This window comes from Spirosoma litoris, from assembly GCF_054776755.1.
Window position 1 is genome coordinate 200,283 of sequence record NZ_BAAHBI010000070.1, and the last position, 12,066, is coordinate 212,348.

Consider the following 12,066-nt stretch of genomic DNA (forward strand, 5'->3'; position numbering starts at 1 on the left):
CATCGACAAATAAAACGCTAAAATAGCCATTTTGGCATTTGAATACGTGAATCCACTGATCTCAGTACAAACCCGTGCCAGATTTTAGTTAATTTTGGCTATTCACCAGAAATACTACATGCTGAATATACAAAGCCACGTATCGCTCAAGCCCTATAATACATTCCGGATTGATGCCAATGCGCGGTATTGGGTCGAGATTAGTAACGAAGAGGATCTTCGGACTTTGCTTCAACTCTCGGAATTTATCGATACCCCAAAACTGATTCTTGGTGGCGGAAGTAACGTGTTGCTCCGTCAGAATTTCGATGGGTTGGTGGTTAAAATTAATATTCAGGGAATTGACATTATCCGGGAAGATGACAACCACATTTACTTGACGGCTGGTGCGGGAGTCAACTGGCACGAGCTAGTTCTTTTTTGTGTAAAAAGGGGCTATGCTGGTATGGAAAATCTATCATTGATTCCCGGTACGGTTGGTGCGTCTCCTATGCAGAATATTGGCGCTTATGGTGTCGAGTTAGAGCAAGTATTCGAGTCGCTCACGGCTATTCATGTATTAACTGGCGAAAAACGAACATTTACTCACGCCGATTGTGCTTTCGGTTATCGGGAGAGCGTTTTTAAGCGAGAGTTGAAAGGTCAATACATTATCACAAGTGTTACGTTTCAGCTAGATAAGCAGCCTACTTTTCATACTCGTTACGGAGCCATTCAGGAAACACTGACCGCTATGGGAGTATTAGAAGATAAGCTGACGATTAAGGCAATTAGCGATGCTGTTATTCAGATCCGCCGTAGTAAACTTCCTGATCCTGCTCAAATTGGTAATGCGGGAAGTTTTTTCAAGAATCCTGAAATTCCTAAAGCCCAGTTCGATATCCTAAAAGCCGATTACCCAACGCTTCCCGGTTATCCTGCCGGAGATGAGCAGGTAAAGGTTCCAGCAGGCTGGTTGATTGAGCAGGCGGGCTGGAAAGGATATCGCTCCGGCGATGCAGGCGTTCATGCCAAACAGGCATTGGTATTGGTCAACTATGGTACCGCTACAGGCGACGAAATCATATCCCTGGCCAAACAAGTCCAGCAGTCAGTACAGGAGAAATTCGGCGTTACGATCTCCCCGGAAGTCAATATCATTTAAAATTGTAGGGGAGGAAGTTTCGTCATTGGCAAAACTTCCTCCCCTACAATTTTAAATCTTTATCTTACTCAAAACAAAGTGAAGCCGCACCGAGCAGACCCGCGTCGTTTCCTAAGGTTGCTTTTTTAATACTCAAGCCATTTTTGTAATAATCGTTGAGCCAGTAGTCAAGCGTTTTATTAACGGCAGGTATAATATAATCGAACGAGGCAGATAGCCCACCGCCAATCAACACCTGCTTAATATCCAATATTTTAATCAGTGCGGCTAAGCCTTCGCCAAGTATTTCACCTACTTCGGTCCAGATTTGTAACGCTAGCTCGTCGTTTTCAGCAGCAGCAGCAACTAAGCCGGTGGTTGAGATACTACCATCATTCGGCAAATGAGTGTCGCCTTTAAATTCGCTTCGGCGCAGGTTAGCCAAATCCAGCAGTTCTTTCTTTCCAATATTTCGCTCTAGTACCCGACCATTACGAGAAGGGATATGGCCTGGTTCCATGGCGTTGCCATCGCCACCAGTGAAAATTTTCTTGTTGATGATAGCCGCACCACCCACACCAGTGCCCAAGGTAATAAAAATGTAATTTTCCGTGATTTTCTCTTCGGCAAAATAATATTCGCCCAACGCGGCTGCATTGGCATCATTAGCCAGGAAAAATTGGGTATCAGGAAATCGCTTGCTTAGGATTTCCACCATTGGAACGCCATTGATTTCTGGAATGGCGGTAATTTCAAGAGGAACTGTTCGTTCACGGTTTAACATACCAGGTAAACCAATTCCAACCATCTTTACATCTTTATTATTCAGCAGTTGGAGCGAAACCGCATCACCAAAGCGATCAACAAAATGGCCCGATTCACGCCAGCTAATGGTGTCGTGGCTATAGAAATTGGAAATTTTACCGGTATTCGCATCGACAATACCCATTTTGACGTTCGTGCCGCCGACGTCAATACCCAAATACTCAACGGAAGCCATTCGTAGCAATAATCAGTTTATCAGTGAACAATTTTCAGAGCTCAGGAATGATGAAGCAGGGCGCAAGATACGAAACCTTAGCCGTTAATGGCTAACGCTAAATATCACCCAATTGAGGACGGATAAGAATTTCTTCCACAACCGCACTTTTTGAGAGTGAATAAGCCGCCCAGGCGCTGTTAGCAACGTCCTCTGGTTTCATAAAACGCTCTTCAGGCAGATCAGTACCCTCCCAACTCGCCGTCAGCGTGGCGCCTGGTAAAATAGCCGTTACTTTCACCCCATGTGGTTTTAGCTCTTCCCGCAGCACGCGACTCATACCCAACAAGGCAAATTTTGAAATACAATAGGAGCCTCCATTCGTGTAAGGGGTAATACTAGCTGTGGAGCACATCATAAAAATATGGCCCTGCCGCCGAGAAATCATTCCGCCAACTAACCCACGAGTGAGATGGTAGGCGCTGGCAACGTTCGTATTCATCAATAACTCAAATGTACCCTCGGCCTCGTTGTGAATTTGACCCGGTTGAAACACACCTGTGTTATTGACCAGCACTTCTACGGGTCGATTGAGCGACTGAATGTAATCAAGTAAGACATTTACGCCAGCTCTTGTTGACAAATCTGCCGCAACAGGCAACAGATTTTCTCCTTGTACACCGTCAACCGAACGAGCGCAGATAACAGCATCAAATCCTTCGGCAACAAACCGATCAGCAATAGCGCGACCAATACCTTTGGTGCCACCCGTTACAACGATTAATGGGTTCATTAAAAAATCTTTTATGTTTCTTGCCTCTTTACTCCTTTCAAACAGGAAGGTTTAGCTCAGGACGCAAGTTACATAGAAACCATTCTATCTTTACCGGGGTTCTTCCGGGTATATAATACCGACCTGCCCCTACCTAAAGTCGGTTTGTTTCGCTACTCGATTTATGTCACGATTAGGCAGTTACTTTATCTTTTTGGGGACGCTCTTCCGCAATCGGGAGAAGCTCCGGGTTTATCTGAGTCTTATTCTGAACGAGTGCACCTCTATTGGTGTCGGTTCCATCTTTATTGTCGCGTTGGTGAACACCTTTATTGGCGCTGTTACTTGTGTGCAAACAGCTTATAACCTCACTAATCCTTTCGTCCCTAAAAATATTATCGCCCTTATCGTGCGGGATAGCTCAATTCTGGAATTAGCCCCCACGTTATCGTGTATTGTACTGGCCGGTAAAGTAGGCTCTAATATTGCCAGCGAAATAGGGACTATGCGCATTACAGAACAAGTTGATGCGCTCGAAGTAATGGGGATCAATTCCAGCTCGTATCTGGTGTTGCCAAAGGTTATTGCGTCTGTGCTGATGTTCCCGTTACTGGTTATCATGGCTGGTTTTCTGGCCATTTTGGGTGGCTATATTGCTGGAACACTAGCAGGTGTGATTTCGTCTGAGGACTACGTTTCTGGATTACGTTTTGAGTATAAACCGTTTGGGGTTACGTTCGCGCTGATCAAAACAGTCGTATTCGCCTTTCTTGTCTCAACAATTTCAGCTTATCAGGGCTATAAAGTAAGCGGAGGTGCCCTCGAAGTCGGTGCTGCCTCTACAGCCGCCGTTACCAACAGTTGTATCGCCATCGTGGCCGCCGACTTTATCCTGACTCAGATGCTGTTAACTTAAAGAGTGAAAGAGCGAAAGAGTGCGAGAGCGAAAATGGACGCGTCCGCCACTCTTCCGCTCTTTCACTCTTTCGCTCTTTATTATGATTGACATTAAAAATATATCGAAGACATTCGGGGATCGACAGATTTTGGCGGGCATCAATGGAACGTTCAAACCTGGTGATACAAGCCTGATTATTGGTGGAAGCGGCACGGGTAAAAGCGTGCTACTGAAGTGTATGATTGGCTTGATTAAACCCGATTCGGGACAGGTATTGTACGACGGACGAGATTTTCTGACCAGTAATCTGGACGAACAGAAGGCCATTCGACGAGAGATGGGTGTTTTATTCCAGGGGTCGGCTTTGTTTGACTCAAAGACCGTTCTGGAAAACGTTCGGTTTCCGCTCGATATGCTGACCGATCAACCCGAGCGGGAAAAAGTAGATCGGGCCAAAGAGTGTTTACGACGGGTTGGTCTGGAAGCTGCCGCCGATCGGATGCCGTCGGAAATCAGTGGTGGTATGAAAAAGCGGGTCGGTATTGCGCGGGCTATTGTGCTAAACCCTAAATACCTCTTTTGCGACGAGCCAAACTCTGGTCTTGACCCACTAACATCCATAAAAATCGATCAGCTTATCTCCGAAATCACGGATGAATATCAGATTACAACCGTGGTTATTACGCACGATATGAACTCAATGATGGAGATTGGCGAGAAAATCATGTTTCTCTATCAGGGCAAAAAACTGTGGGAAGGAAATAGCGATACACTTATCCATTCGGATGTAAAAGAGCTGAACGAGTTCATCAACGCGAATAAGCTCATTCGGGAAATGGAGAAGTGAAGAGATGCCTGTTTCTATAACGCTGGCTTAGTGAGATAGATGACCGGATCAAAAACAAGCAGGTCACCTGTAGAATCGACCAGAACATTCTGATCGTGCAAATCTTCGATAAAAAGGGTTTGTTCAACATTGGCGTAGTTGTCTTCATATCGACGTAAAAACCCTAATTGATTCATCAGGCGCTCAACTTCATCTCGGGTTGCTCCTCGAACAGCTCGTAAGGCTTTCTGTGAAACAACAGGCCGTAATTGCGGAAATTCATCACCCGAATCAACGACCAGCATAAAGCCTTCCAGTATATATAGCGTTCCGGGAAATAGCCAATTATGCAGGGCTAAGCGCTCAAAATACTCCAGATAACTTGTGGAAAAGCTAAGTTGTTACGCTTATAGACAAGATTTCCCGCATAAATAACTTGGTTTTCACCACCTTCTATACAGCCAGACTCGTACCAACGACTGGTAAAATCATCTGCGTCCCAGACACAATTGGCTGTTAGTGACCATGCATACAAAGCCTCAGCCTCAAGAAGCTTTATTTCTTCGCTCAATTGCCAGGTTTCACCGTTTCCCGCTTGGATTGCCGGGCTAAACGACGGGTTTGCTCGATGAATTCTTCTTGTGACATTGAGGACTGCTCGGAGATTTTCTTGATCAATCGATTGTTCAACGCTTTGTGGAAGTCGTTCAACTCGATCTCTTTGGCTTTCTTCATCGGCGTAAGAATTAGGCATTTTTGTAAATATAAAACGTTTAAACGTGAATTGTTCAAAACCGCCAACGCGCCTGAAACTTCACCTCGGTTTTATGCGGAGCATCAATCTGGTCGAGGTCAGAGCCAACGGTGGTCTGATTGGTCAAATCGGTTCTGGCCCAACGAACCCAGACGTCCAGATGGCGATTCAAGCCGTACTGTACCAATAAATAATGGCGAACACCCCGATTGAAGTAGGCCGGAAAGGAGAATGCATAGAGGACATCCCGCTCATAGACATACTGCCGACTATCGTAATCATCGGTACCAAACAGGGCAACCCGGCCGCTTAAGCTAAGGCGTCGATAATCCAGCGTGGCATCCTGAACCAAAACGAATCCACGAGAAACGGGTTGCCCTGAATACGCAAACCCACCCCATTGTACTCGCGATCGCAACGATAAACCACGCATGAGTGTATACTCGGCATTGAGGGCGTAGTTCCGGCGCGTAGTACCAACAACATCTTTAACCTTGCCAAGAGTCAGATTTTTCTGTTTATGTTCTTCGTGATAGACAGCATAAAACGCCGTTTTTCGATTAAATGTGTACCGTGCCTGGAGTAGGTAATCGAATCCATCCGACGGTTTATCAACCAGATATTTCAGCCAGGGAAAGTTAAAGTAGTCAAAAAAGCCGCCTACATTTAGCTTCCGATAAACGGTATATTTTAAGCCCAGGTACGCGCCCGACTCATTAATTGTTCGGCTCCCTTCACTAAAGCCATTGCTATAGAAACTGTGAAAGTTGCGGTCGTAATGTCGCAACACAATAGCCATATCGATCTTTTTAGTCAAGCTGGCTAGTGCGCCACTCACTGCCCCAATTCCGCCTGAATTCGTAGCTGAACCGCTGCTGCGGGCTACTTCAGAAAATAGATTCCAGTTTCGCCAGATGTAGCTCCCGTGCACACCCACAACGAGATTTTGCTTTCCCGTAAATTCGTACTGATTGTATGGAAGATCTCGCTTCTGAAAAAATTTATCAAACGTCGTTCGCAGGAAGGTTAACCCAAGTTGAAACTGGCGACGATTATGGTAAAGCAGATGCGCGCCAATATTCGTTTCGAGTAGGCTTCCCTGATCGTCAATCTCAGCTTGTGTTCGGTGTAAGCCCGACGTTTGCAACGAGGTAGCGGTAGTCTCGCCTAGGCTATCGGTGGTTAGGTTAGCGTCGCGATGGTTTCGGGCAGCTAACAGGGTTATATCTACCGTTCGATGCAACGCATAAGTGGCCGTTGCTCCCCGGAAATAGCCATATTCTGTAAGCGAAGTATAAGGTCGGGCGCCCAGTGTTGGCCGACGAACAGTTTGAACCGTTTCGGCACTTTTGCCCAGAACAAATCCCGCCGATAAAACGAGCCCCTGCCCGACTTGTACTTGATAATCGCCCAGGAGTATATTCCGCCATCGCCCCCGGTTTTGTACCTGAGCATGAAACGAAATGTAATCGGCCCCAAAGTGTCGGGTTGAAGGTTGCCAGTTTATCCGTTCGCCGGGATCTTTTTCCGCCGTTAGGCCGATGCTGAACATTCGAGGGCGACTGTAGCGATAGCGGGCATAATACTGGCCAGAATTACCCAAATACCGAGTTGGCAGATTACCCTTTTTGTCAGGTTCAGCCCCTGAAAAGCCCTTTTGCTGTTCCAGAACCTGTTCGTAGCGGACAATTAGATAGTTATCCGTTGGATTCGGCAAAGCGCCGAACAAACCCGGTGTCCCGGCTACTGTAATGAAAGGCAGCAACCGGCGAATCGTTGGCAGATCGAAACCCGGTACAGCCTGTAGCTCATAAATGGATAACAGATCACCGAATTCGGCTCTATAAGCAGCCAGACTGCTTAATTGACGTTCAGAAAGTAGATACGTAGTCTCTAACTCGTCTCGGCTCGCCACGTTGAGATCGAGCGGATTTGCATATAGCTGCGTTAAGGCATCGTAGACAGACTGATAGTCAATACCTTCTGTTTGTACGGGGAACAGATCCTGAAGATATCGACTAATATCACCCGACCGATCCGCATTCCGACCAACAGATGTAGTTGATTGCGCAAAAACAGGAATAGCGGTCGCAAGTCCGACCGCTATCAGTAGATAAAGAGTTCGTAAAATTCCTTTTTGTTCAAGTACAGTACAGTTTGTCTTCGCCATAACTTGATCGCTAGAAAGTCTGCTAACAAGTGAGACGAAAACAACCCAATAAAGATACTATTCAAAATAAAAAATATACATATGTATGCAATTTGCTCATTAAGAGAAACGTCTTTTTAAGATTTCAACCAATTCACTGACCTCATCACTGCTCATATCCCACAGATACTGAGATGCATAGCGATAAGAAATCAGATCTAACGCCTGTCCATAGTTATTCAATGTATCAATTTCCTCGACAGCCTGATTGTAGGCGCTTGAGTTTCCGTTGAAAAGCTGATTGATAAACCGGAATTTCTGATTCAACGAAATACTCCGGGCAACACTCTCAATGGGTGCCCGATGGAAAGTTTCGGCAACAGTCGATGGTTCAGCAGGTACCGTGTCTCGCAATGTATCGTTCAGCGAAGGGGGCGTATCAACAGCAATAATTGGTTGTTTAACCTCAGTCGGGGTTGTAATTGCCCCTGTTTGCAACGGTGATGGTTGACTGATAGGCGCAACGGGTTCTGGTCCGCCCGACGTGCCATCGACAAATTTAGCCCCAGACGAACTGAAGTCATCTACTACTTCTGGAGCAGGTGTTAAGTCTGGTCGGGGTGGAATAGCTGGGCTAGTTGTTTCAGCTAACGATTCTATGGCTACTAGTGGCGCTGGCGGAACAGTAGATTCTATAGCTGTATCGAAAAATGAGCGGAGCGGGGCAGCAGGAATACTATCTGGTACATGACTGCGCAACAACACCGATACATCCATTGGCAATTTCTCCGAAAACTGAGCAACAAATTTGTCATATTGCTCAATTTCATGGCCTTTCTGGGTCAAGGCCTCATCCAGGTAAATCAGCGCCTGATTCACATAAATGAAGGATTTCCCATTCATCCGTTGGGTGATGTGCGCCGGAATGAACTGGTTGATCTTCGTATAACGCACTATTTGCTTAAGCGCAGCCGATGTTACCGTAAAATCGGGCTGTCCCCTTAGGAGATCATCAAAGTAAGAACGAGGGTCAAAAATCAGGATAATCGCGCGCCGGGTAGCATCCGCCAGAAGTGGTTCCAAATGCTCCCGTCGAACCGAAATATATTGCGACACCACATTCATAAAGTTCTGAAGAGCCTCCTGGACTTCCTCATTCGTAAAGTCAAAATAAGGACTCCGAAACTTTGCCGCATCGGCCTGCCACTTATCCGACAAACTACTGATAATAAACAGGTTAATTTGACTAATAGGGGTAAGCGAAAGAATTTGCTTACCATTCATAGTCGCATGCTGTTGATAGAAATCAGAGGCAATCCGACGAGCGTAGGATTTACTATATTCAGTAAGAGCGTTGGCGTTAAACTTGTTCGACATTAGGAAAAGCCTTTGTTTTGTAAATATATAACTTTCGGCTACAAACCGATTGGTGTCAATAAAGAAATCAAATGCAGCGGGATGCGCCCCATGATTTAAGCCCACAACGGGTAAACCATGTGGATAAATAAAACAATATTCATTCCTCTTGTTCACGGCAGGTTGCAATTGATTAACTAATCTTCTCAGTTTATTGCGTTTAACTAATGTTTATTGAACCCTCCCGACGACGCGAACCACCCCACCTACGCACAGGTTGGATTGAAGTGATTTGCGGCTCTATGTTTTCTGGTAAAACCGAAGAATTAATTCGTCGGCTTACACGGGCTCGTATTGCAAAACTGAATGTTCAAATCTTTAAACCTGCAATAGACACACGCTACCACGACGAAAATATCGTTTCTCATTCTGAAATGGCCATTCATTCAACTCCTGTGCAAACAGCGGGCCAGATTCTCGCGCTAGCCGGTGATTGTGATGTAGTAGGCGTAGATGAAGCCCAATTTTTTGATAAAGACATCACAACTATTTGTAATGAACTGGCCAATCAGGGAAAACGCGTCATAGTAGCTGGCCTGGATATGGACTTTTCGGGGCAGCCTTTTGGCTGTATGCCACAGCTCTTGAGCATTGCCGAATACGTCACGAAGGTCCATGCTATTTGTGTAGTCTGTGGCGATATTGCTCAGTACTCCTATCGACTCGTTCCGTCGAAAGAACGCGTACTACTCGGCGAAACCGACAGTTACGAAGCCCGCTGCCGACGTTGTTTTAACCTTGGCGACGAGGCTGGCCGAAAGGAGTGGGCCTACGAAAATATCACGAATGATGACTAGACGTATCTATATACAGATAAAAAAAGCAGGACTCAAGAAATCATTTTCTAAGTCCTGCTTTTTGTTGGTATTATTTTATTTATCATTCACTCAATATTTATCTTTTGGCCAAATTGGCGTATGGCAAACACATGTTAGTTACCAATCTGGCCAGTCAGTGGCAGTAGTTGGGACGAAACTATATGCAGCCACGCAGAATGGCTTTTTCTACTACGACAAAGCCACCAACGAAACGACCACGCTCAGTAAAACCTCAGGCTTAAGCGATGTCGGTATCAGTCGGCTCCTCTACTTAGCTGATCAGAAAAAACTGCTCATTGCCTACCGAAACGGCAATCTGGATCTTTTAACCTTGAACGATACTGGCGAACCAGGTGCCGTAATCAACATCAACACAATTGTCTCGGCCTCAACCTTACCAACAGCACGCGGTATCAACCACCTGAATCGTATTGATAATAATGCTTACCTCAGTACCGATTTTGGGTTGGTCGTTTTGGACTTAAGTAAGAACGAAATACGGGACACCTATTTTAGTCAACAAGCCGACGGTACCCCTCTGCCCATTTACCAAACAGCGGTCACTAACGATAGTCTATATGCGTTAACAGGTCCATCAAGTGCGACAAACACAGGCTTTAAACTCCGCGCGGTTCGCTTTGCCGCCAGTGTCAATATTGTTGACCCAGCCAACTGGCGAACAGTAATTGAACCCGGTACACAAGTCTCATCCATCGTAACCAATCAGGGACGGTTATCTGCCACGGTTAGTGGAACGGGCATTTATGAGCGCCAGAATGGGAAATGGACGCTAACGCAATCGCTGACGAATGCTATTATTCGGCAATTTCCAGCAACAACTGGTTTACTGTTAGCTACGGATAAAGCTATTACCTCGCCTGGTTCCGGCTCATTTTCAGGCTCACTCTTAACTGACCCACGGGAAGTTGTAGCCGATGGTAATACGGTATGGATTGCTGATACTAAAAATGGATTGCTGTTTGGAAATGCGGGCCAATTTCAGCGAATTGCTCCCGAAGGCCCAACCCGTGATTCGTTTGCTACTTTATACACGTATCCGCAGGCACTGGTAGCCTTACCTAATAGCCCCCTTGATGCCACATTATTAACTACCAGTCAGCCGCCTTATGAGCTTTTTTCAGTACCAGGTGGTCGGTGGGTTAATTCCTTACCAGCAGGATTAAGTTACGGCTTTAATTCGGCGGCCTATTTGCCCACTGAGCAGAAACTCTACCTGGGTAGTTTTGGCGGAGGCTTGTGGACTCAAACCGGAGGAGAAACACCGACACCTGTCACATTACCGGCGACTATAAGTCCCTATATCAGTAGCCTGGCTACTGATACCGATGGAAACTTGTGGCTAACAACGGGTAAAACACCTGCCTCGCAACAAGCAACTTTGCACGTTCGACGAACGGATGGCACATTCCAATCTTTTCCTATTGTTAGTCAAACAAACATTGTACAAACCGTTCCCGACGATAACGGCTTTCTCTGGCTTCGCCCCGATCTGGGCGGTGGGTTACTGGTTGTTGATCCCCAAAACAATCGTACCCGATTTCTGACGACGCAAACAGGGCAAGGAGGTTTGCTTTCCAATAGCATTCGAGCGTTAGTCAAAGACCGCAATGGATCAATCTGGGTAGGTACCGATCTTGGCCCAACTGTCTTTGACAGTCCATATGCAGCCTTCGACGCAACGATTGATGCTCAGCCTCCTCTACTCAATCGGCGACGATTGCTGGCCAATGAACTCATCACAGCTATTGCTGTAGACGGGGGCAACCGAAAATGGATAGGCACACAAAAGGGAATCTACCATGTTGCGGCCGATGGCTCACAGTTATTGGATACGTTCACGGCAGATAACAGTCCACTACCGAATAATCTTGTTCAGGCAATTGCCATTGAACCCACTACTGGCAAAGTATTTATCGAAACGGGTGCCTCAGGCAGTTCCAATGGATTGGTATCCTATCAGGGACCAGCTACAGAACCTGCCGAAGCGCTAGCTGAGTTGACTATTTTTCCAAATCCAGTTCGTCCTGATTTTAACGGCACAGTGGGTATTAATGGGCTTACCGAAAACGCAACGGTAAAAATCCTTGATGCCGGAGGTCAGTTAGTCTACGAAACCAAGTCACAAGGCGGTACCGCTATCTGGAATCTCCGCGATTATCGGGGCAGATCGGCACAAACAGGTATTTATTTAATTGTGGTCGTTACAGCCGATGGTTCAGAAGGACTTCGAGGGAAACTGGCGGTTGTACGCTAGTACTCTTCCAATTTAATTCTTACAGCAATCTGACTTGTTGACGGGATTGACTTTTC

Annotated in this window: 11 protein-coding genes; 5 read left to right on the forward strand and 6 right to left on the reverse strand. The window is 46.1% G+C overall.

All coding sequences use genetic code 11. The features are described from left to right. The first annotated feature begins 118 nt into the window (after window positions 1–118). The gene (murB, locus tag ACYVGR_RS33720; RefSeq protein ID WP_460964731.1) at window positions 119–1,144 is read left to right on the forward strand and encodes a UDP-N-acetylmuramate dehydrogenase; all 1,026 of its coding nucleotides are present in this window, start codon (window positions 119–121) and stop codon (window positions 1,142–1,144) included. 64 nt (window positions 1,145–1,208) lie between these two features. Here the strand turns inward: murB and ACYVGR_RS33725 are convergent, their stop codons facing one another. Both ACYVGR_RS33725 and ACYVGR_RS33730 read right to left on the reverse strand, forming a co-directional pair. Next, window positions 1,209–2,123, reverse strand: a complete 915-nt coding sequence (locus ACYVGR_RS33725) for an ROK family protein (protein WP_460964733.1) — start codon at window positions 2,121–2,123, stop codon at window positions 1,209–1,211. 97 nt (window positions 2,124–2,220) lie between these two features. Further along, on the reverse strand, window positions 2,221–2,895 hold the full coding sequence (locus ACYVGR_RS33730) for an SDR family oxidoreductase (protein WP_460964735.1): 675 nt from the start codon (window positions 2,893–2,895) through the stop codon (window positions 2,221–2,223). Between the two features lie 163 nt (window positions 2,896–3,058). On the opposite strand from ACYVGR_RS33730, the gene ACYVGR_RS33735 reads away from it, so the two are divergent. Further along, window positions 3,059–3,790, forward strand: coding sequence for an MlaE family ABC transporter permease (locus ACYVGR_RS33735; RefSeq protein WP_460964737.1), 732 nt, complete (start codon window positions 3,059–3,061; stop codon window positions 3,788–3,790). Between the two features lie 82 nt (window positions 3,791–3,872). Further along, window positions 3,873–4,619 (forward strand): ABC transporter ATP-binding protein, encoded by a 747-nt coding sequence (locus ACYVGR_RS33740; protein ID WP_182459320.1) that lies wholly within the window; start codon window positions 3,873–3,875, stop codon window positions 4,617–4,619. Between the two features lie 14 nt (window positions 4,620–4,633). On the opposite strand, the gene ACYVGR_RS33745 is transcribed toward ACYVGR_RS33740, so the two are convergent. From ACYVGR_RS33745 to ACYVGR_RS33760, 4 genes are all read right to left on the reverse strand, one after another. Further along, on the reverse strand, window positions 4,634–4,975 hold the full coding sequence (locus ACYVGR_RS33745) for a putative polyvalent protein kinase domain-containing protein (RefSeq protein WP_460964747.1): 342 nt from the start codon (window positions 4,973–4,975) through the stop codon (window positions 4,634–4,636). Then, window positions 4,954–5,352 (reverse strand): hypothetical protein, encoded by a 399-nt coding sequence (locus tag ACYVGR_RS33750; RefSeq protein ID WP_460964739.1) that lies wholly within the window; start codon window positions 5,350–5,352, stop codon window positions 4,954–4,956. Before ACYVGR_RS33750 ends, ACYVGR_RS33745 begins: the two co-directional genes overlap by 22 nt. A gap of 34 nt (window positions 5,353–5,386) precedes the next feature. Beyond that, complete coding sequence (locus ACYVGR_RS33755) at window positions 5,387–7,522, reverse strand: ComEA family DNA-binding protein (RefSeq protein WP_460964741.1); 2,136 nt, start codon at window positions 7,520–7,522, stop codon at window positions 5,387–5,389. A gap of 99 nt (window positions 7,523–7,621) precedes the next feature. Beyond that, window positions 7,622–8,878, reverse strand: coding sequence for a hypothetical protein (locus ACYVGR_RS33760; RefSeq protein WP_460964743.1), 1,257 nt, complete (start codon window positions 8,876–8,878; stop codon window positions 7,622–7,624). A 206-nt stretch (window positions 8,879–9,084) separates the two neighbouring features. On the opposite strand from ACYVGR_RS33760, the gene ACYVGR_RS33765 reads away from it, so the two are divergent. Both ACYVGR_RS33765 and porZ read left to right on the forward strand, forming a co-directional pair. Further along, on the forward strand, window positions 9,085–9,714 hold the full coding sequence (locus tag ACYVGR_RS33765; protein ID WP_460964745.1) for a thymidine kinase: 630 nt from the start codon (window positions 9,085–9,087) through the stop codon (window positions 9,712–9,714). Beyond that, entirely contained in the window at window positions 9,707–12,010 is a 2,304-nt protein-coding gene (porZ, locus tag ACYVGR_RS33770) for a type IX secretion system anionic LPS delivery protein PorZ (protein ID WP_460964749.1), read from the forward strand. Before ACYVGR_RS33765 ends, porZ begins: the two co-directional genes overlap by 8 nt. The last annotated feature ends 56 nt before the right edge of the window (window positions 12,011–12,066 follow it).